Here is a 19,311-nt window from a genome sequence, read left to right on the forward strand (position 1 = left end):
GAGGCGGCACGCCCGGAACCAGACGGCACCAAGGAGCACCATCCATGTCCATTACGGACGAGAACACCACTGTCGTGATCGTGGGCGCGGGTGTCGCCGGCCTCGCTCTCGGCAACTTCCTCCTGCGCGGCGGGATCGACTGCGTCGTACTGGAGCGGCACGGCCGCGAGTACGTCGAGCGGCGCCAACGCGCGGGGGTCGTCGACTCCCGGGCGGTGCGCGTGTTCCGCGAGTGGGGCCTGGCGGACCGGGTCGTCGGCGGCGTCCCCTTCGAGCCCGTGCTGAACTTCCGTATCGACGGCGAGACGCGCCCCTTCGAGTACATGACCGACGACCACGGCGACGGGCGCTTCTGCCCACAGCAGGTGCTCGTGCGCAACCTCGTCGACGTGTTCGTCGGCGACGGCGGCGACCTCCGCTTCGAAGCCGAGGACGTGCGGCTCGAAAACGTCACCGGCCCCCGACCACGCGTGCGCTACCGCGACAACGCGGGCGTGACCCGCACCATCGCCTGCGATTTCATCGCCGGCTGCGACGGAGACCGCGGCGTCAGCCGGGCGAGCATCCCCGAGGAGGAACTGACCCGCCACTCCCACGAGTACGGGTATGCCTGGCTGACCGTGCTGGCCGACGCCCCCGCCAACCACCAGTCCATGATGGCGATCCACGACCGGGGATTCGCCGGACAGTTCGCCCGCGGCCCGCAGGCGAGCCGCTTCTATCTCCAGTGCCCCCTGGACACCTCCGTCGAGGAATGGACGGACGACCGGGTCTGGGAGGAGATCGAGGCGCGTTTCGGCGAACCGGTCGCCGTGAAGGGACGCATCTCGAGCAAGACGCTGGTGCCGCTGCGCAGCGTGGTCCACGACCCGATGAGCCACGGGCGCCTGTACCTCCTCGGCGACGCCGCGCACATCGTGCCGCCCATGAGTGCCAAGGGCATGAACCTGGCCCTGCACGACGCCGACGTGTTCGCCGCGGCCGTCCTGAAGCAGGTCGAGGAACAGGACGAGAGCCTGTTGGCGGCGTACTCCACCACCTGCCTGAAGCACGTCTGGAACTACCAGGCGTTCGCCGCGTGGTTCACGGACCTCATGCACGACGCGGGAGACGCCTCATACCACGGCCACTTCCGCCGTCACCTGGCTCGCGCCGAGTTCGACCGCCTGTACAGCTCGGCGACCGCCAACCACCTCTTCACCGAATTCCTCACCGGCCTGAACTGAGCCCGCCATCGGCCCGGGTGGGTGGTGGCGCTCGGGGTGTGCCGAAATGGCGTGGGATTCGCCCGGGGGTGCGCGATCATGCTCGGATGGACGTTCGATTTCTCGGGATCGGTGATCTGGGCGAAGTTCCGTCCGTGGCGGTCGTGGTCGATGTCATGCGTGCGTTCACCGTGGCCGGCTGGGCCTTTGCCCGGGGGGCGGATCGGATCGTGCTCGCGGAGTCCGCGGACGAGGCTCTGGCGCTCAAGGCGCGTCATCCGGATTGGGTGGCGCTCAAGGATGGACCGCCCGCGCCCGGGTTCGACGTCGTCAACTCGCCGGGGCTGCTGCGGTCGGTCGACCTCGGCGGGCGGACCGTTGTGCAGAAGACCACGGCGGGGACGGTCGGGGCCCTCGCGGTCAAGGAGGCGTCGTTGGTGTTGTGCGCCGGGTTCGTGGTGGCGGAGGCAACGGCTCGGCTCCTGCGGGCACGCGGGAGCGACGATGTCACGTTCGTGGTCACGGGTGAGGATGGGCGGGCCGATGAGGATTTGGCGTGTGCCCAATACATCGCTCGGAGACTCGTCGAGGACGACACGGATGCCGGCGAGTTCCTTCGCCGCGCCGGGGAGTCGCGCGCCGCCGCCGAGCTGACGGAGGGTGTGCGTCGAGGAGTCCATCCCGATGACGTCGCGCTCTGTCTCGAACTCGACCGGTTCCCCTTCGCCATGGTGGCGGCCTCGGAGGACTCGCTCATGGTGCTGCGTCCCCATGGCATGGGGGACCGGTCGTCGTAGGTCGCGCGCCCCGTGGGCCCGCCCCTGTTCGGGACGGGTCCACGGTCGGGGTGGGGTCAGTCCGTACCGAGTTCCATCGCCGCGCGGTCGAGGAGTTGGTCGTCGTCGGACACCTCGCCGCGGGAGGCGATGGCTTCGGCGCCGCCTTCCGGCATCTCTTCGATCAGGGCGGTCGTCGGGGCCTGGAGGGCGCCGATGAGTGCCGGGTGGGTGGTGCCGACGATGCCGAGGCCGGCGTACTGCTCCAGCTTGGCGCGCGAGTCGGCGATGTCGAGGTTGCGCATGGTGAGTTGGCCGATCCGGTCCACCGGGCCGAACGCCGAGTCCTCGGTGCGCTCCATCGACAACTTGTCCGGGTGGTAGCTGAAGGCGGGCCCGGTGGTGTCGAGGATCGAGTAGTCCTCGCCGCGCCGCAGCCGCAGGGTCACCTCGCCCGTCACCGCGGAGCCGACCCAGCGCTGCAGCGCCTCGCGGATCATCAGCGCCTGCGGGTCCAGCCACCGACCCTCGTACATCAGCCGGCCCAGTCGGCGGCCCTCGTACTGGTAGTGCGCGAGGGTGTCCTCGTTGTGGATGGCGTTGACGAGGCGCTCGTACGCGATGTGCAGCAGCGCCATGCCCGGCGCCTCGTAGATGCCGCGGCTCTTCGCCTCGATGATCCGGTTCTCGATCTGGTCCGACATGCCCAGGCCGTGCCGGCCACCGGTGGCGTTGGCCTCCGTCACCAGGTCGACGGCGGAGGCGAACCGCTTGCCGTTGATGCTGACGGGGCGGCCCTGGTCGAACCCGATCGTGACGTCTTCGGGGGCGATCTCCACGGTCGGGTCCCAGAACCGCACGCCCATGATCGGCTCGACGGTCTCGACGCCGGTGTCCAGGTGCTCGAGCGTCTTGGCCTCGTGGGTGGCGCCCCAGATGTTGGCGTCGGTCGAGTAGGCCTTCTCGGCGCTGTCGCGGTAGGGCAGCCCGTGGGCCACCAGCCACTCCGACATCTCCTTGCGGCCGCCCAGCTCGGAGACGAAGTCGGCGTCGAGCCACGGCTTGTAGATGCGCAGGTGCGGGTTGGCGAGCAGACCGTAGCGGTAGAACCGCTCGATGTCGTTGCCCTTGAACGTCGACCCGTCGCCCCAGATCTGGACGTCGTCCTCCAGCATCGCCCGCACCAGGAGGGTGCCGGTGACGGCGCGGCCGAGCGGGGTGGTGTTGAAGTAGGCGCGCCCGCCGGAGCGGATGTGGAACGCGCCGCAGGCCAGCGCGGCCAGGCCCTCCTCGACCAGCGCCGCCCGGCAGTCGACCAGGCGGGCGATCTCCGCGCCGTAGGTCCGCGCGCGGCCGGGCACCGAGGCGATGTCGGGCTCGTCGTACTGGCCGATGTCGGCGGTGTAGGTGCACGGAACGGCACCCTTGTCGCGCATCCACGCGACGGCGACGGACGTGTCGAGGCCGCCGGAGAAGGCGATACCGACGCGTTCGCCGGTGGGCAGGGAGGTGAGAACCTTGGACATGGGAAAGATATACAGGATCCCGCATGACTATGCAATTCGATGTCGCGTCGACCACTGTCGACGGTCGTTCGTGCGCGCGGGCGGCGTGTCGCATGTGACGCCGGTCACAGGAACTGCCGCGTGGCTCCGGACAGGTCCAAGAACATGACGACGAAATTGCGGTCGCGCATTCGCGACGGGGACGACGACGCTTTCGCGGAGTTGTTCGACCTGTACGCGCGGTCCGTCTACAACCACGCGTTCCGGCTGACGGGCGACTGGTCGACGGCCGAGGACGTCGTGTCGCTGACCTTCTTCGAGGCGTGGCGACTGCGTCGACGCCTGGACGCCGAAGGCGGATCGTTGCGGCCGTGGCTGCTGGGGATCGCCACCAACATCGTGCGCAACATCAGACGCGCCACCCGCCGGCACGCCGCGGCGATGTCGCGCCTGCCACCGGGGGGCGTGCTGGAGGACTTCTCCGACGAGGTCGCGAGTCGGATCGACGACGCCGACATGTTGGCCGCCGTCCGACTCGCGTTGGACACGCTGCGCCGCACCGAGCGGGAAGTACTGGCGCTGTGCGTGTGGTCGGGTTGCGACTACCCGACCGCGGCCCGGGCGTTGGGCATTCCGGTGGGCACGGTGCGCTCGCGGCTGTCCCGGGCCAGACGCAAACTCGCCGCCGCCGCGGAAAACCGGGAACCGCTCCGCCGCCCGGGACAGGTGAGAGAGCGACAGCCGTACCCGAGCAAGCCCCTGCGGGAAGGAAACGAATGAACGACACCGCGCGACTCCCCGAGAAGGACCTTCCCCCGGGCCGCCACCAGCAGCTCAAGCAGCACCTGATGCGCGAGATCCGGGACATCCCCATCCCGGCCGACACCCGCTCTCGCCGCCCCGCGTGGTCGCGGCCCGTGGTCGCCGTGCCGGTCGCGGCCGGCGCGCTGGCCCTCGCGGTGCTCGCCGGCGTCGCCCTGACCGACACGAACGATTCCGTGACGCGGGTCGGTCGCGACGGACCGGCGACGTCCGTCTTCGCGCCGCGGGTCAACGGCGACACCGTCGACGGCGCCGTGCAGTTGCTCGACCGCATCGCCGCGGTCGCGGCCCGGTCGCGGGCGGCCGAGCCGATTCGGGACGACCAATACGTGTACGTGCGCAGCCGGGTCGCCTTCGCGACGGTCGGCGAGGGTGTACCCACCACGCTCGCCCCCCTGCACACGCGTGAGGCGTGGAAGGCGGTGGACGGGGCTCGTCCGGGCCTGGCCCGAGAGCCCGGCCAACCGCGTCGCGCCGACGAGGAACCGATCGAGCCGGACGCGCGCCCCGGCGAACTCGGCTACGACCGCAGCACCAACTATCGGCATCTGTCCACCCTGCCCACCGACCCCGACGCGATGTACCGCTGGCTGCGGGCCCAGGCCGACAACGACGCCGACGACCGCAACCCCGATCAGGACGACTTCGTTCTGGTGACCGAACTGCTCAACGAATCCCTGATGCCACCGCAGGTGGGGGCCGCGCTCTATCGTGCCGCCGCCAGGATCCCGGGGGTGCTCGTCGTACCGGACGCGGTCGACGCCGCCGACCGCCACGGCGTCGCCATCGTGCGCTACGACTCCTACAACCCCGGTGTCCGTGACGAACTCATCTTCGACAAGGACACCTTGCGGTACATCGGTTCGCGCAGGGTCGCGACGAAGGCGACCGACAGTATCGAGGCGGGACAGGTCCTCGGCACCTCGGCGGTATTGGAGACCGCGGTCGTGGACGGGCCGGGCGTTCGCCCGTAACCGCCCGGCGACAGCCCCCGGGCCCGTTTCCGGTATCCGCCACTACGGTGGGGCGATGGCATCGATCAAGAAGTTCCAAGTCACCTTCGACTGCGCGGACCCCGAGCGCGTCGCCCGTTTCTGGTGCGAGGTGTTGGGGTACGTCGTACCGCCGCCGCCGGGCGGGTTCGACACCTGGGACGACTACACCCGCTCGCTGCCGCCCGAGCGCCAGGGTGCGGGGTTCGTCTGCGCGGATCCCACGGGCGAGGGCCCGCGCATGTACTTCCAGCGGGTTCCCGAAGGCAAGGTCGTCAAGAACCGGGTGCATCTCGACGTGCGGGTCGGCACCGGGCTCGTGGGCGAGGAGCGCCTTGCCGCGCTCCAGGCCGAGCGTGTGCGACTGGAGGCGCTCGGCGCGATATGCGACCGGGTCCTGATCGCCGACGACTTCAACGAGTCGTGCATCGGGATGCGGGACATCGAGGGCAACGAGTTCTGTCTCGACTGAGCCCGACCGGGGCGGGTTCCCCGTTCCGCCCCCATGGGTCGGGGCGGGGAACCCGCCGCGCGGGGGCGGGCCGGCCCCACCCGATACGTACGAGCCGAGCCCCCGCCGCCGACACCGACTCGGCCCCGGAGTGGAGCCTTCCGTAGGCCGAAGTCGCGGTCCCCGGCGAGCACTTCCCCGTTCCGGAGCAACCCGCCCACACGGCCGCGCTCGCCCTCCACGGCCGGCTCGTCGGCCGAGCCCGAGAAGGCCCACGGCGGCACGCGGGCAGTCGCGGGCCGCAAAAGCCTCATCGCACGCCCGCGCCCGAGCCTCGGCCGCCGCCTCCGCTCCGAGCTCGCGCCTCGCACTCCACCCCACCTCACTGCTCCGGCGGTCCTCCCACCCCCGCCCCGCGCGCCGCGGGCGGCGGTGGTGCGGGGCACTGTGCACACCTCTAGCAATTCACCGTGGCTATCTCATAGGCTAGGTGCGTTGCTAGTAGGGGTGATGGGAGTTCGCATGCGTACATATCGGATCGCGGCGATCCCCGGCGACGGCATCGGTCGTGAGACCGTGCCGGCCGCTCGGCGGGTCCTCGACGTGCTGTCCGCGGCACACGGGTTCGAACTGTTGTGGACGGAGCATCCCTGGGGCTGCGCGTTCCACGCCGAGACCGGTGCGATGATGCCGAGCGACGGGATCGAACAACTGGGCGAGGCCGACGCGATCCTGCTCGGGGCGGTCGGTACGCCGGAGGTTCCCGATCACGTGTCGCTGTGGGGGCTGCTGATTCCCATCAGGCGGGAGTTCGACCAGTTCGTCTCGCTGCGCCCGGTGCGTTCGCTGCCCGGGATCCGTGGGCCGCTGCGCGACGAACGACCGTTCGACCTGGTGGTGGTGCGGGAGAACACCGAGGGTGAGTACGGCGAGGTCGGTGGCCGGTTGTACCGCGGCCGGCCCCACGAACTCGCGGTGCAGGAAGCCGTGTTCACCCGCATGGGCGTCGAGCGCATCGCCCGCTACGCCTTCGGGCTGGCCCGTACCCGCTCGGGCCGGGTGGCCTCCGCGACCAAGTCGAACGGCATCGTGCACACCATGCCGTTCTGGGACGAGGTGGTGGCCGAGGTCGCCGCCGACTTCCCCGACGTCGAGTTGACCTCGTACCACGTCGACGCCCTCGCCGCGCTGCTCGTGCTGGACCCGACACGCTTCGACGTGATCGTCGCCTCCAACCTGTTCGGCGACATCCTCAGCGACCTGACCGCCGCGCTCGCCGGAAGCATCGGCGTCGCCCCCTGCGGCAACATCGACCCCACCGGCCGCGGCCCCTCGATGTTCGAGCCCATCCACGGCTCCGCGCCGGACATCGTCGGCACCGGATCGGCCGACCCGATCGGCCAGATCTGGTCCGGCGCGCTGATGCTGGAGCACCTCGGCGAGAAGGAGGCGGCCGACCGCCTGGTCCGGGCGCTGGATCGGGTCGTCGCGGCCGGCACGGTCACCCCCGACCTCGGCGGCACGCTGTCCACGAACGAGGTGTGCGACGCCTTCATCGAGGAATTGCGCCGCTCCGGGACGGCCGCATGACCACGTACCACCCGCCGCCCGGCCTGCGCCGGGTCGAGTCCTCCCGCGACGGAGTCCGGATCAACGCCCTCGTCGGCGGCGACGGCCCCCCGATCCTGCTGCTCCACGGCTACCCGCAGACCTCGGCCATGTGGCACCGGGTCGCCCCGGAGTTGATCGCGGCCGGCCACACCGTCGTGCTGGCGGACCTGCGCGGCTACGGGGACAGCGACAAACCCGCCGACACGCCCTCCCATACGACCTATGGGAAGCGCGTCATGGCCGCCGACCAGGTCGCGCTCATGCGGTCCCTGGGCTTCGCGCGCTTCGCGGTCGTGGGCCACGACCGGGGCGCCCGCGTCGCCCACCGGATGGCGCTCGACTCGCCCGAGCGGGTGCGGTGCGTCGCCGTGCTGGACGTGGTGCCGACGCTGCACATGTTCGACAACGTCGATCGGGCGATGGCCTCCAGCTACTTCCACTGGTTCTTCCTCGCGCTGGAGTCCGACCTGCCCGAGCGGCTGATCCTCGCCGACACCGACGCCTGGTTGCGCAGTCGCTTCGCCGGCCGGCACGCCGGCGGAGCGCCGTTCGACGAGGGGGCGATGGCCGAATACGTGCGCTGCTTCGACCCGGCCACGGTGCGCGCGTCGTGCGCCGACTACCGGGCCGCGGCCGGCATCGACCTGGTGCACGACCGCGGGGACCGCGAACGGGGCCGCGTGATCGAGGCACCGCTGCTCGCGCTGTGGGGGACGCACAGCTACGTGGGGCGCTCCTTCGACGTGCCGGACGTCTGGCGGTCGTACGCGCGCCACGTCGACGCGGCGCCGATCGAGGCCGACCACTACCTGTGCGAGGAAGCGCCCCACGAGGTGGCGCGGGCCCTGGCGTCGTTCTGCCGGCCCACCGAATCGGGAGGCACCCGTTGACCACCACTTCCCACGACGTCGACGCCGCGCGTTCCCTGCGCCGATTGCGGCAACTGGTCGAGTTGGAGACGCCGTCCGGCCACGTTCCGGGGCTGGACCCGCTGTACGAATTGCTCGCCTCGTGGTCGAGCGGCCTGCTGGGCCGGGCCGAACGTGTGGTCAGCGACGGGGTGCCGCACCTGTACGTGCACGAGCGGGTCCCCGACCCGGCGCGGCCCCCGGTATTGCTGCTGGGCCACGCCGACACGGTCTGGCCGCTGGGTACCCTCGCCGAGCGCCCGTTCACCGCGGTGGACGGGCGGGCGACCGGGCCCGGGGTGTTCGACATGAAGGCGGGTCTCGTCACGGCGCTGGACGCGCTGGAGCTGACGGGAGGCGCCGACGACGTGCGGATGCTGGTCACCGGCGACGAGGAGCGCGGCTCGCTCACCTCGCGCGCGCTGGTCGAGGCGGCGGCGGCCGACTGCCGGGCGGTACTGGTGTTGGAGCCCGGTCAGGACGGGGCCTTGAAGACCGCCCGCAAGGGTGTGGCGCTGTATCGCCTGGCCGTACGCGGGCGCGCGGCGCATGCCGGACTGGAGCCGGAGTCGGGGGTCAACGCCCTGGTGGAGTTGGCGCACCAGGTATTGGCGATCGACGGCCTCGGCGACACCGGACGCGGCACGACGGTCACCCCCACCGTCGGCGCGGCCGGGACCACGACCAACACCGTGCCCGAGTCAGCCCATGTCGAGATCGACGTACGGGCCTGGGAGCGGCGGGAGTTGGAGCGGGTCGAGCGGGCGCTGAACGCACTGTGCGCACGGTTGCCCGAGGCCCGGGTCGAACTGGCCGGAGGCATCAACCGCCCCCCGTTGGAACGCGACATGTCCGTGCACCTGCTGTCGGCCGCCCGCCGCCTGGCCCGGGAGCAGGGGCTGGCCGCACTCGGGGAGGCCCGGGTCGGCGGTGCCTCCGACGGCAACTTCACCGCCGGACTGGGCATCCCCACGCTGGACGGCCTCGGACCCGCGGGCGCCGGCGCGCACGCCCGACACGAGTGGGTGGACCTGCGCTCCCTCCCGGAGCGGGCGAGGCTGGTGGCCGGACTGATCCGGGCGCCGGCGGTCACGGCGACCACCGGCTGACGGAGGACGCACCGGGCGCACGCCGACCGGATCGGCTCACTCCCCTTCCGGAGCGGCCCCCTCCTTCGCGGCCCTCGCCTCCCGGACCTGTGCCGCACGCGCCTCGATCGCGTCGAGGAACAGGTCCACGGCGGTGTCGAAGACCCGGGGGTCGCCGATGTCCCGGAGCCCCCCGCTCATCGCGGCGATGCGCGGGTATCGCTCGGCCGGCAGCCTGCGGTACTCCAACTGCCAGGCCAGCGTGTCGCCGTCGCGGGTCTCCGGGTCCAGGACGAGCATGCCCGCCTCCATGCTCGCCAGCGAGCGCACCACGTTGCCGAACACGCGCAGGTACATGGCCGCGTCCTCCTCGTCGAGGCCGGCGCGCAGCAGCGCGTCCAGGGCGAACTCGACGTTGGCGAACTCGGTGGGCCTGCGGGTGGTGCGCGCGGCCATCTGCACGGCGAACTGCGGGTAGCGCATCAGGTGTTCGTGCACGTAGTGGGCCAGCGTGCGCAGATCCTCGCGCCAGGAGTCGGTCGCCTCCAGACGGCCGCCGTAGGAGCGCGCCCGGAGGTCGTCGATCAGCTCCAGGACCAACTGGTCCTTGTCGCGAAAGTGCCGATAGAGCGAGGTCGGGTGGGCATTCACCTCCTTGGCCAGCGACTGGAAGGTGAAGGCGTCCAGTCCGTCCCGTGCGGCGACCCGCTCGGCGGCCTCCAGGATCACCTGGCGGCTGAGGGTGTCCCGGGGGAGTCGACGGCGCCTGGGGCCGGCGGTTTTCGCCGGCGCACCCGAGGGGTCATCGGCGTTCGGTGCGCTCATGTGCGGGGGTCCTTCCTGGGAGTCGGCGCCGGTGGGCGCCCGTTGTTCCGAGCCTGGCGGACCCATCGCCACATTTCAAGTCAATCTCATCGGCTAACTACTAGCCTATGTGTATTGCTATGCCGTTCACGTCTCCTTACCCTTGATCCTCGAGTCCCGGGGACATCCCGTACAGGGAAGGTCGAACACCATGATTCCTGAACGAACCGGCCATCGGCCGCCCAGAGCCCGAAGACTGCGCAACCCCGTGGCCGGCGCCCTCGCGGCCTTGACCGTGCTCGTGGCGACCGCGTGCACCTCGGGTGCGCCGGCGCTGGCGCCGGGAACCAACTCCATCCGCAACGTCCCCGTCAAGGAGGGCGGAAGCCTGGTGATCGGCGCCGAACAGGAGCCGGACTGCGCGGACTGGATCTCCACCTGCGCCGGCTCCATCTGGGGCAGCTACCTCATGCAGGCGCAGACCATCCCGCAGGTCTTCACCGTCGTACAGCGGGGCAAGGACTGGGTGCCCGTCCCATCCTCGCTGATGGCCGGCACGCCCACCACCGAGGTGGCGGACGGGCGGCAGACGATCACCTACACGCTCAACCCCGCCGCGGTCTGGTCCGACGGGCAACCGATCACCTCGGCCGATCTGAAGTACACCGCGCTGCAGATCCGCGACGGCAAGGACATCTTCACCCAGACCGGCTACGACCTCATCGACACGATCGCCACCCCGGACGCGCGCACCGCGATCCTCACCCTCAAGTCCCCCTACGCCAACTGGCGGCAGCTGTTCGGCGCCGAGTACGGCGTACTGCCGGCGCACCTCCTCGAGGGCAAGGACCGCAACGAGGTGATGAAGAACGGCTACGGCTTCAGCGGCGGGCCGTGGAAGATCGCCTCCTGGATCAGGGGCACCTCGGTCACCCTGGTCCCCAACGAGCGCTACTGGGGCCCCAAACCCCATCTGAACAAGGTGACGTTCCAGTTCACCACCGACACCGCCGCCGAGTTCCAGGCCTTCGCCAGCGGCCAGCTCGACGCCCTCTACCCGACGCCGCAACTCGACGTGCTCTCCCAGATCAACTCGCTCGGCGGCAGCGCCGACATGCAGGTGGAGACCCGTACCGGCAACCTCCAGGCGTTGTGGATGAACAACGCCGCGTTCCCGTTCGACTCCAAGGCGGTCCGTGAGGCGTTCGCCTACTCGATCGACCGCGCCGCGATCGTCCGCAAACTCTTCGGCTCGCTGGGCGTGACCGCGCCCGCGCAGAGCTTCCTGTCCCCGCTGGTGTCCGCGTTCGCGGCCGAGGACTTCGCCGTCTACCAGCGCGATCTCACCAGGGTCGGGCAGATCATGACCGCCGCCGGGTGGGCGAAGAACGGCGACGGGATCTGGGCCAAGGACGGCCGCGCCGCACAGTTCACGATCGTCTCGCTCGCCGGCAACCAGAGCCGCGAACTCACCGAGCAGATCCTGCAATCGCAACTGCGTCAGGCCGGATTCAAGATGACCATCAAGAACACCAGCGCCGCGAACCTGTTCGGCAAGGTCGCCCCGGCCGGGGACTTCCAACTCGGGCTGTGGAACCTGACCGACACCTTCCCCGAACCCACCCTGGACGCCAGCTTCGGCTCGGGGTCCATCCCCAGCGACGCCAACGGCAACTCGGGCATCAACTTCGTCCGCGCGAACGTGCCCGGCCTGGACGCGCTGCTCGGCCGGGTCGGCAGCGACGTCGACGAGGCGTCCCGGCTGGAGGCGTCCCGCCGAAGCGAGAAGCTGCTCGCCGAATCCGTGCCGTCGCTGCCGCTCGGCGCGGTTCCCAACATCCTGCTGACCGGCAAGAAGGTCGGCGGCCCGATCAGCATCAACCCCGTCCAGGGCCCGTTCTGGAACCTCGCCGAATGGGGACTGGCGAAATGACCGGCGTCCGACCCCTCGCCGAGGACATCCCATGCTGAGATACACCCTGCGCCGACTGGCCTACTCGCTGCCCGTGCTGGTGATCGCCTCGTACATCCTGTTCTGGGCCGTCCGGGCGACCTTCGACCCGCTCGCCAAACTGCGCCAGTCCACCGACCCCGGCGCCGTACGCCGCCAGACCGAACTGCTCGGACTGGACCGCTCCGTGCCCGAGCAGTACCTGCTGTGGATGAAAGCCTTCGTCACCGGCGACTGGGGCACCAGCACCCGTACCAGCGGATCCGTCATGCCGATGATCGGCTCCGCGCTCGAAGTCACCTTGCAACTGATGTTCTGGGGCGTGCTGTTCGCCGCCGTGATCGCCCTCGCCATCGGGATCTACTCGGCGGCCCGCCAGTACTCGGCCGGCGACTACGTGCTCACCGGGCTGTCCTACGTCGGCATCGCGATGCCCGCCTTCTGGCTCGGCCTGGTGCTCATCCAGGTCCTGGCGGTGTGGCCCAGGCAGCAGTTCGGCCTGAGCGAACCCCCACTGTACTTCGTCGGACTGCACTCGGTCGGCGAGAGCGGGATCAACCTCGACTACTTCCGTCACCTGGCGCTTCCCGTGGTCACGCTGACCATCGGATTGGTCGCCAGCTGGTCCCGGTTCAGCCGCGCCTCGATGCTCGAAGCCCTCGGCAGCGACTACGTGCGCACGGCCCGGGCCAAGGGTGTCCCGCGCCGGCGCATCCTGTTCCGGCACGCCCTGCGCAACGCGCTCGCGCCCTTCGTCACCGTCGTGGCCCTGGACGCGGCCGTCCTGGTCGGCGGCCTGGTGGTCACCGAACAGATCTACGCGATCCCCGGCATGGGCCGGCTCTTCCTCAGCTCGATCCTGGCCGGCGACGTGTTCGTGCTGATCCCGTGGATGCTCGTGGTGGCCGTCGCCGTGATCGCCTTCAACCTGCTGGCGGACGTGGCCTACGCGCTCCTGGACCCGAGGGTGGCCCTGAGATGACCGACTCCGCCGCGGCCCGGATCGCCGCCTCCCAGGCACCGACCGCCCCGACCCCGGCATCGGGCGAACCCGCGCCGACCGCACCCGCGCGCAACGGGGACAAGCCCCGGTACCGGATCGTGCTGGCCCGATTCCTGCGCCACCGCCTGGCCGTCGTCGGCCTGTTCATCCTGACCGCCCTGGCCGTCGCCTGTTTCGGCGCCGACTGGATCGCCCCCTACGGGCACAACCACCAGGACCTCCTGCTGGGCGCCCAACAGCCGTCCTCGGGCCACTGGCTGGGCACCGACTCGCTCGGTCGCGACTACCTCAGCGAACTGTTGTTCGCCGGACAGGTCTCACTCGCGATCGGCATCTGCGTCGCGCTGCTGTCCACCGTCGTCGGCACCGCCGTCGGTGCGATCGCCGGATTCGCCGGCGGTTGGGCCGACGAGGTGATCATGCGGGTGACCGACCTGTTCCTGATCGTGCCCGCCATCGCCGTGCTGGCCCTGGCACTCCAGGCGGTGGGATCCTCCCCGTCGACCATCGTCCTGGTCCTGTCCGCCCTCGGCTGGACCATGATCGCCCGGGTGGTGCGCGCGCAGGTACTCACCCTGCGCAACAAGGAGTTCATCCAGGCCGCCCGGGTGATCGGCGCCTCGAACGCGCGCATCGTGGTGCGCCACCTGCTGCCCAACCTGACCGGCGTGATCGCCGTCAACGTGTCCCTGGCCGTCGCCTCGGCCATCATCCTCGAATCCACCACCAGCTTCCTCGGGTTCGGTATCCAACCGCCCCAGTCCAGCTGGGGCAACATGCTCAGCCAGGCCGCCGGACTGATCGGCACCTCGCAGGCATACCTGCTGTACGTACCGGGCCTGGCGATCCTGATCACCGTGCTCGCCGTCAACTTCGTCGGCGACGGCCTGCGCGACGCCTTCGACCCCCAAGGAAGGCAGTGATGATCACCGACCCGCCTCCCGCGACGAGCGGCGCCCCGGCCGCGACCCCGGCGCCGAGCGCCGACCCGGCGCCCGTGTTGTCCGTGCGCGACCTCACCGTCACCTACCGGACCGACTCCGGACCGGTGGTCGCGGTCGAACGCCTGTCGTTCGACGTGGCCCCCGGCGAGACCCTGGGCATCGTCGGCGAGTCCGGCTCCGGCAAAAGCGCCGCCACCATGGCGATCATGGGCCTGCTCCCGCGCAACGCCCGCGCCGAGGGATCGGTGCGCCTGCACGGCCGGGAACTGCTCGACCTCTCCGACCGGGAACTGCGCCCGATCCGCGGCAGGCAGATCGCGGTCGTCTTCCAGGACGCGCTCGCCGCGCTCAACCCGATGATGACCATCGGCGCACAGGTCGCCGAGGCCGTCGGCGTACACGACGCGAGCCAGGATCGCCGGGCCCTGCGCGAACGCACCGTCGACCTCCTCGACCTGGTCGGCATCGCCTCCCCGCGCGAGCGGGTGGACCGCTACCCGCACGAACTCTCCGGCGGCATGCGCCAGCGCGTCATGATCGCGATGGCCATCGCCAACGAGCCCGCCCTGCTGATCGCCGACGAGCCGACCACGGCCCTGGACGTGACCGTGCAGGCCCAGGTCCTCGACGTGATCGAACGGGTCCAGGACCGCACCCACACCTCCGTCCTGCTGATCACCCACGACCTGGGGGTGGTCGCCGGAATCGCCGACCGGGTGATGGTCATGTACTGCGGACGCAAACTCGAGGAAAGCCCGGTGGACCCGCTGTTCCACCAACCCGCCCACCCGTACACGACCGGCCTGCTCGGGTCGCTGCCGCGCATCGACCGGCGCGCCGAACGACTCGTGCAGATCCCCGGACGGCCCCCGCTGCCGAGCGAACGGCCGACCGGATGCCCCTTCCAGCCCCGCTGCGCGCACGCGGTGCCCGAGATCTGCGGCGCGCCCGACACGCCACTGCTGGCCGTCGACGCGACGCACACCACGGCCTGCGTGCGCCACCACGAGATCGGGAGCGTGAAGCGATGACCACGACCGCGGTGGACGTCACCGGACTGGTGGCCGAGTATCGCACCGGCCGCGGCCGCAACGCCGCCGTCGTCCAGGCCGTCTCCGGCGTGGACTTCGCCATCCCACGGGGCCGCACCCTGGGTCTGGTCGGCGAGACCGGCTGCGGCAAGAGCACCCTCGGCCGCTGCCTGGTGCGCCTGGTCACCCCCGCCGGCGGCCGGGTCCTGCTCGACGGCACCGACATCGCCACCGCGAACCGGCGGGCCCTGTCGGACATCCGCCGCCGGGTGCAACTCGTCTTCCAGGACCCCTACTCCTCGCTCAACCCGCAGATGAGCGTGCGGTCCATCCTCGCCGAGCCGCTGCGGATCCACGGCCTGCACCCGGGGCACGAACACGAACGGGTGCACGAACTCCTCGACCTGGTCGGCCTCGACCCCGCGCACGCCCACCGCTTCCCGCACCAGTTCTCCGGCGGGCAGCGTCAGCGCATCGGGATCGCCCGGGCCCTGGCCGTGGAGCCCGAGGTGCTGGTCCTGGACGAGCCGGTGAGCGCACTGGACGTCAGCGTCCAGGCCGGGGTGGTGAACCTGTTGGAAGACCTCCAGGAACAGCTGGGGCTGACCTACCTGTTCATCGCCCACGACCTGTCCGTGGTCCGCCAGATCAGCGACGAGGTCGCGGTGATGTACCTCGGCCGGATCGTCGAACACGCGCCGGTGGACGCGCTGTTCGAGGCCGCGCGACACCCCTACACGCAGGCGCTGCTGTCCGCCGTGCCGATCCCCGACCCACGTGTCCAGCGCACCCGCAAGCGGATCGTGCTGGAGGGCGACATACCCAGTCCGCTGGCTCCGCCCTCCGGCTGCCGATTCCGTACCCGCTGCTGGAAGGCGCAGGGGATCTGCGCGGAGGTGACCCCGCCGCTCGCCGAGACGGGCGACGGGCACCGTACGGCCTGCCACTTTCCCGAAGTCCTCGCGCGCACCGACCCCGACCCGTCCGCCGCGTCGCGACCGGGCCTCGACACGCTCGCGGCGCCGCGCGCGAGCCACGACACCCCCGCCGCACCGCAATCGCACGCCGACACCCCCGAAAGGCCCGCCTCATGACCGAGTCCTGGCATCGTTTCTTCACCACCGACCGCATCCTGTCCATGCGCCGCGGCCGGGGCGAGCGCGACCTGTGCCTGGTGGTCGGGGACACCGAGCAGGGCCAGACGCTCGCCCGCTGGGACGCCGAGCGAGGGATCGGCGTGCCGCTCTCGGGCGACTTCGGCGACCCGGGCGAGGCGGTGCTCGGCGCGGACGGCGAACTGGTGCTCAGCCTGCACGACGACAACGGCTCCGAAGTCGGACACGTGTGGGCCACCTCCGTGGACGGGACCGACCGCCGCGACCTGACCCCCGACCTCGCGCCCTACGCCCTCCGGGGCATCGACACCGCCCGGTACGGCGACGACGTCGTGATCACCGCCGCGGCCCCCGACGGCTTCAGCCTCTGGTACCTGCACGACCGCGGTACCCGCTCGCCCCGGCGGTTGTTCACCTCCCCGCACGAGGCGTGGAACGGCCTGATCTCCGCCGACGGGCGGATCGCGAGCGTCGACACCACCGACCACAACCCCGGCGTGCGCCGCTTCGCCGTCACCGTCGTGGCGACCGGCACGGGAGCGGTGCTCGGCCGGCTCACCGACGGGCCCGAGGCACCCGTGCGGGCGGTACGGTTCTCCCCGGTCGCGGGCGACGACCGCCTGCTCGTGTCGACCGAGCGCACCGGCTTCGCCCGCCCGTGCGTCTGGGACCCCGCCGACGGCGGTCGGATAGACGTGGACGCCCCGGATCTGGACGGCGACCTGGTCGCGCTGGACTGGTCCGACGACGGTACCCGGATCCTGCTCGCGCACGTCGACCGCGGCCTGCACCGGGTCCTGGAATTCGACCTGCTCCGACGCGAGCTGACCGCGATCGCCCACCCGGACGGGGCGTACTTCGAGCCCGACGTCGCCGCGGCCCACCTGAACCAGTGGGCCTCCCACTACGCCGCCGACGGACGCGTGCGCCTGCTGCACCAGCGCTTCGACCAGCCCCTGACGGTCCGGTACGTCGACCGCTCGACGGGCGAGGTCACCGCGCTCGATCCGGCGACGCCCCCGGTGCCGGGTGTGCGGGCCGACTCGCTCGTCGTGTACTCCACCGACGGCACCCCCCTGCAGCTGTGGGTGTGCCGGCCCCCGAACACCGAGGGGCCCCTGCCGCTGGTGCTGAACCTGCACGGCGGCCCCAACCTCGTGTCCGTCGACTCCTACAATCCCCAGGCACAGGCGTGGGTCGACTCGGGCGTGGCGTACGCGTCGTTGAACTACCGGGGCTCGGTCACCTTCGGCCGCCGGTTCCGCGAAGGCTTCATCGGCTCCATCGGCGACCGCGAACTGGAGGACATCGAGTCGGCGGTGCGCCGACTGGTGGCCGACCGCGTCGCCGACGCCGACCGGGTCTTCGTCACCGGTGCCTCCTACGGCGGTTTCCTGTCCCTGCTGTCCGTCGGCCGGTCGCCGAAGGTGTTCGCGGGGGCGATGGCCTTCGTGCCGATGGCCGACTGGGTGGGCGCGTACGAGGACATGAACCCGGCCCTGCGCGCGGCCTGGAAGGCGTTCTTCGGTGCCGACCCCCGTCTCGACCCGGACCGCTTCCGGCACTCCTCGCCGATCACCTACGTCGCGTCGGTGCGCTCACCCGTGTGCATCGTGCAGGCCACCCACGACACCCGAACCCCGCCCGCGCAGGCGTACGCCTACGCGAAGGCCCTCCAGGACGTGGGCGGGGACGTACGGCTGGACTGGTTCAGCGGCGGCCACGAGACCAGCAGCCGCCGGCAGGAGGTGGAGGACCAGCGGCAGCTGATGGACCTCGTCCAGGCCGCCCTGCGCGGCGAGCCCTGGTCGCGCGGACCCGTCGAGCCGCCGACCGGGCGACACCTCGGATGACCGCGACCCGCTTCGTGCCGCGCACGCGTGACCCGGGCGGCGGCACCTACGCCGCACCGGACGCGCGGGCGTCCGGCGGGCCGGCGGCGCATGTGCTGCTCGCCCCGGACAAGTTCAAGGGCTCGCTCGACGCCGCGCAGGTGGCCCGGAACCTCGCGGCCGGGCTGCGCCGGGCCCGCCCCGGCCTGTCGGTGGCCGAACTGCCCGTCGCCGACGGCGGCGAGGGCACCGTGGACGCACTGGTCCGGCGCGGATTCCGCCGCCGGGTCGTCACCGTCGGCGGGCCCACCGGCCGCCCCGTCCGCGCCGCCTTCGCCCAACGCGGCACCACGGCGGTGGTGGAACTCGCCCAGAGCTGCGGCCTGTCGCTGCTGCCCGACCACGTCCCGGCGCCGCTCACCGCGAGCAGCCGGGGCGCGGGCGAGGTGGTGCGGGCCGCGCTGGACGCCGGAGCGCGCACCGTCGTGCTGGGCCTGGGCGGCAGCGCCTGCACCGACGGGGGAGTGGGCCTGCTCGGCGCGCTGGGGGCCCGGTTCACCGCCGCCGACGGGCGGGCGATACCCGACGGCGGCGCGGGCCTGCTCGGCCTGGCCGGCGCCGACCTGTCCGGCCTGGACACGCGGTTGGCGGCCACCGAGTTCGTGGTGGCCGGCGATGTGGAGGCGCCCCTGCTCGGGCCCGGCGGGGCCGCCGCCCTGTACGGCCCGCAGAAGGGTGCGGCTCCCGAGGACGTCGCCGTGCTGGAGGCCGGTCTCGGCCGACTGCTCGACGTCCTGACGGCGACCGTGGGTACGCGTGCCGCGCGGATGGCGGCGCTGCCCGGTGCCGGAGCCGCCGGTGGCGCGGGCTTCGGGGCGCTGGTCGGCCTGGGCGCGCGCCGCCGTCCGGGCGTCGACCTGGTCCTGGACGCGGTGGGGATCGATCGGGAACTGCGCGCGGCGACCCTGGTCGTCACCGGTGAGGGCGCGATGGACGCGCAGACCCTCCAGGGCAAGGCCCCACTCGGCGTCGCCCGCCGCGCGGGCCGAGCCGGTGTCCCGGTCGTCGCCGTGTGCGGGCGGCTGAGCCTGACCCGCGATCAGGTCCTCGCGGCCGGGTTCCTGGCCGGCTACAGCCTGGGCAGCCTCGAACCCGACCCGGTCCGCTCGATCGCCGCGGCCGCCTCGCTGCTGCGCGCGATGGGGCAGGTGATCGCCCGCGAACACCTGCCCGGCCCGCGGGCGGCCGCGACGGGCGCGGGGTAGCCGGTGCG

17 protein-coding genes are annotated in these 19,311 nt (G+C 71.6%); 15 read left to right on the plus strand and 2 right to left on the minus strand.

Going from position 1 to position 19,311, the window contains the following annotated elements:
* Window positions 1–44 precede the first annotated feature (44 nt).
* Both EMA17_RS16845 and EMA17_RS16850 read left to right on the plus strand, forming a co-directional pair.
* Window positions 45–1,226, plus strand: coding sequence for a 4-hydroxybenzoate 3-monooxygenase (locus EMA17_RS16845; RefSeq protein ID WP_126637841.1), 1,182 nt, complete (start codon window positions 45–47; stop codon window positions 1,224–1,226).
* An 86-nt stretch (window positions 1,227–1,312) separates the two neighbouring features.
* Window positions 1,313–2,002, plus strand: a complete 690-nt coding sequence (locus tag EMA17_RS16850) for a 2-phosphosulfolactate phosphatase (RefSeq protein ID WP_126637842.1) — start codon at window positions 1,313–1,315, stop codon at window positions 2,000–2,002.
* A 56-nt stretch (window positions 2,003–2,058) separates the two neighbouring features.
* Here EMA17_RS16850 and argG read toward each other — a convergent pair whose 3' ends face one another.
* Window positions 2,059–3,507 (minus strand): argininosuccinate synthase, encoded by a 1,449-nt coding sequence (gene argG / locus EMA17_RS16855; RefSeq protein WP_126637843.1) that lies wholly within the window; start codon window positions 3,505–3,507, stop codon window positions 2,059–2,061.
* Window positions 3,508–3,651: 144 nt separating this feature from the next.
* On the opposite strand from argG, the gene EMA17_RS16860 reads away from it, so the two are divergent.
* The 6 genes from EMA17_RS16860 (at window position 3,652) to EMA17_RS16885 (ending at window position 9,379) form a co-directional block, all read left to right on the plus strand.
* Window positions 3,652–4,266: an RNA polymerase sigma factor gene (locus EMA17_RS16860; protein ID WP_174861378.1), complete on the plus strand. Its 615-nt coding sequence runs from the start codon at window positions 3,652–3,654 to the stop codon at window positions 4,264–4,266.
* Complete coding sequence (locus tag EMA17_RS16865) at window positions 4,263–5,282, plus strand: CU044_5270 family protein (protein ID WP_126637844.1); 1,020 nt, start codon at window positions 4,263–4,265, stop codon at window positions 5,280–5,282. The genes EMA17_RS16860 and EMA17_RS16865 overlap by 4 nt, the downstream gene beginning before the upstream one ends.
* Before the next feature lie 55 nt (window positions 5,283–5,337).
* Entirely contained in the window at window positions 5,338–5,772 is a 435-nt protein-coding gene (locus EMA17_RS16870) for a VOC family protein (protein ID WP_126637845.1), read from the plus strand.
* A 501-nt stretch (window positions 5,773–6,273) separates the two neighbouring features.
* On the plus strand, window positions 6,274–7,341 hold the full coding sequence (locus EMA17_RS16875; protein ID WP_126637846.1) for a tartrate dehydrogenase: 1,068 nt from the start codon (window positions 6,274–6,276) through the stop codon (window positions 7,339–7,341).
* On the plus strand, window positions 7,338–8,252 hold the full coding sequence (locus EMA17_RS16880; RefSeq protein ID WP_126637847.1) for an alpha/beta fold hydrolase: 915 nt from the start codon (window positions 7,338–7,340) through the stop codon (window positions 8,250–8,252). Before EMA17_RS16875 ends, EMA17_RS16880 begins: the two co-directional genes overlap by 4 nt.
* The gene (locus EMA17_RS16885; RefSeq protein WP_126637848.1) at window positions 8,249–9,379 is read left to right on the plus strand and encodes a M20 family metallopeptidase; all 1,131 of its coding nucleotides are present in this window, start codon (window positions 8,249–8,251) and stop codon (window positions 9,377–9,379) included. Before EMA17_RS16880 ends, EMA17_RS16885 begins: the two co-directional genes overlap by 4 nt.
* Window positions 9,380–9,415: 36 nt before the next feature.
* Here EMA17_RS16885 and EMA17_RS16890 read toward each other — a convergent pair whose 3' ends face one another.
* Complete coding sequence (locus tag EMA17_RS16890) at window positions 9,416–10,183, minus strand: TetR/AcrR family transcriptional regulator (protein WP_126637849.1); 768 nt, start codon at window positions 10,181–10,183, stop codon at window positions 9,416–9,418.
* A 190-nt stretch (window positions 10,184–10,373) separates the two neighbouring features.
* Here EMA17_RS16890 and EMA17_RS16895 point away from each other — a divergent pair, with 190 nt between their 5' ends.
* From EMA17_RS16895 to EMA17_RS16925, 7 genes are read left to right on the plus strand one after another with little or no spacing between them, the layout of a single operon-like run.
* Window positions 10,374–12,095, plus strand: coding sequence for a peptide ABC transporter substrate-binding protein (locus tag EMA17_RS16895; protein WP_246126710.1), 1,722 nt, complete (start codon window positions 10,374–10,376; stop codon window positions 12,093–12,095).
* A 31-nt stretch (window positions 12,096–12,126) separates the two neighbouring features.
* Window positions 12,127–13,095: an ABC transporter permease gene (locus EMA17_RS16900; protein ID WP_126637850.1), complete on the plus strand. Its 969-nt coding sequence runs from the start codon at window positions 12,127–12,129 to the stop codon at window positions 13,093–13,095.
* A complete protein-coding gene (locus EMA17_RS16905; RefSeq protein ID WP_126637851.1) occupies window positions 13,092–14,039 on the plus strand; it encodes an ABC transporter permease in 948 nt (315 codons plus the stop codon). The genes EMA17_RS16900 and EMA17_RS16905 overlap by 4 nt, the downstream gene beginning before the upstream one ends.
* Window positions 14,039–15,091 carry an ABC transporter ATP-binding protein gene (locus EMA17_RS16910; protein WP_126637852.1) on the plus strand — a complete coding sequence of 351 codons (1,053 nt, stop codon included), beginning with the start codon at window positions 14,039–14,041 and terminating at the stop codon, window positions 15,089–15,091. Before EMA17_RS16905 ends, EMA17_RS16910 begins: the two co-directional genes overlap by 1 nt.
* Entirely contained in the window at window positions 15,088–16,185 is a 1,098-nt protein-coding gene (locus tag EMA17_RS16915) for an ABC transporter ATP-binding protein (RefSeq protein ID WP_246126711.1), read from the plus strand. The genes EMA17_RS16910 and EMA17_RS16915 overlap by 4 nt, the downstream gene beginning before the upstream one ends.
* Window positions 16,182–18,059, plus strand: a complete 1,878-nt coding sequence (locus EMA17_RS16920; RefSeq protein WP_126637853.1) for a S9 family peptidase — start codon at window positions 16,182–16,184, stop codon at window positions 18,057–18,059. The genes EMA17_RS16915 and EMA17_RS16920 overlap by 4 nt, the downstream gene beginning before the upstream one ends.
* Window positions 18,056–19,303, plus strand: a complete 1,248-nt coding sequence (locus EMA17_RS16925; RefSeq protein ID WP_126637854.1) for a glycerate kinase — start codon at window positions 18,056–18,058, stop codon at window positions 19,301–19,303. Before EMA17_RS16920 ends, EMA17_RS16925 begins: the two co-directional genes overlap by 4 nt.
* Window positions 19,304–19,311: the final 8 nt, after the last annotated feature.

Source organism: Embleya hyalina (assembly GCF_003967355.1).
GTDB lineage: Bacteria > Actinomycetota > Actinomycetes > Streptomycetales > Streptomycetaceae > Embleya > Embleya hyalina.

Excerpts from the sequence above, each read along its gene's own strand:
- EMA17_RS16870 (WP_126637845.1), top strand. The coding sequence starts at position 5,338 with ATGGCATCGATCAAGAAGTTCCAAGTCACCTTCGACTGCGCGGACCCC.
- argG (WP_126637843.1), bottom strand. The coding sequence starts at position 3,507 with ATGTCCAAGGTTCTCACCTCCCTGCCCACCGGCGAACGCGTCGGTATC.
- EMA17_RS16910 (WP_126637852.1), top strand. The coding sequence starts at position 14,039 with ATGATCACCGACCCGCCTCCCGCGACGAGCGGCGCCCCGGCCGCGACC.
- EMA17_RS16895 (WP_246126710.1), top strand. The coding sequence starts at position 10,374 with ATGATTCCTGAACGAACCGGCCATCGGCCGCCCAGAGCCCGAAGACTG.
- EMA17_RS16925 (WP_126637854.1), top strand. The coding sequence starts at position 18,056 with ATGACCGCGACCCGCTTCGTGCCGCGCACGCGTGACCCGGGCGGCGGC.
- EMA17_RS16860 (WP_174861378.1), top strand. The coding sequence starts at position 3,652 with ATGACGACGAAATTGCGGTCGCGCATTCGCGACGGGGACGACGACGCT.
- EMA17_RS16915 (WP_246126711.1), top strand. The coding sequence starts at position 15,088 with ATGACCACGACCGCGGTGGACGTCACCGGACTGGTGGCCGAGTATCGC.
- EMA17_RS16850 (WP_126637842.1), top strand. The coding sequence starts at position 1,313 with ATGGACGTTCGATTTCTCGGGATCGGTGATCTGGGCGAAGTTCCGTCC.
- EMA17_RS16880 (WP_126637847.1), top strand. The coding sequence starts at position 7,338 with ATGACCACGTACCACCCGCCGCCCGGCCTGCGCCGGGTCGAGTCCTCC.
- EMA17_RS16890 (WP_126637849.1), bottom strand. The coding sequence starts at position 10,183 with ATGAGCGCACCGAACGCCGATGACCCCTCGGGTGCGCCGGCGAAAACC.
- EMA17_RS16900 (WP_126637850.1), top strand. The coding sequence starts at position 12,127 with ATGCTGAGATACACCCTGCGCCGACTGGCCTACTCGCTGCCCGTGCTG.
- EMA17_RS16875 (WP_126637846.1), top strand. The coding sequence starts at position 6,274 with ATGCGTACATATCGGATCGCGGCGATCCCCGGCGACGGCATCGGTCGT.
- EMA17_RS16865 (WP_126637844.1), top strand. The coding sequence starts at position 4,263 with ATGAACGACACCGCGCGACTCCCCGAGAAGGACCTTCCCCCGGGCCGC.
- EMA17_RS16845 (WP_126637841.1), top strand. The coding sequence starts at position 45 with ATGTCCATTACGGACGAGAACACCACTGTCGTGATCGTGGGCGCGGGT.
- EMA17_RS16905 (WP_126637851.1), top strand. The coding sequence starts at position 13,092 with ATGACCGACTCCGCCGCGGCCCGGATCGCCGCCTCCCAGGCACCGACC.
- EMA17_RS16920 (WP_126637853.1), top strand. The coding sequence starts at position 16,182 with ATGACCGAGTCCTGGCATCGTTTCTTCACCACCGACCGCATCCTGTCC.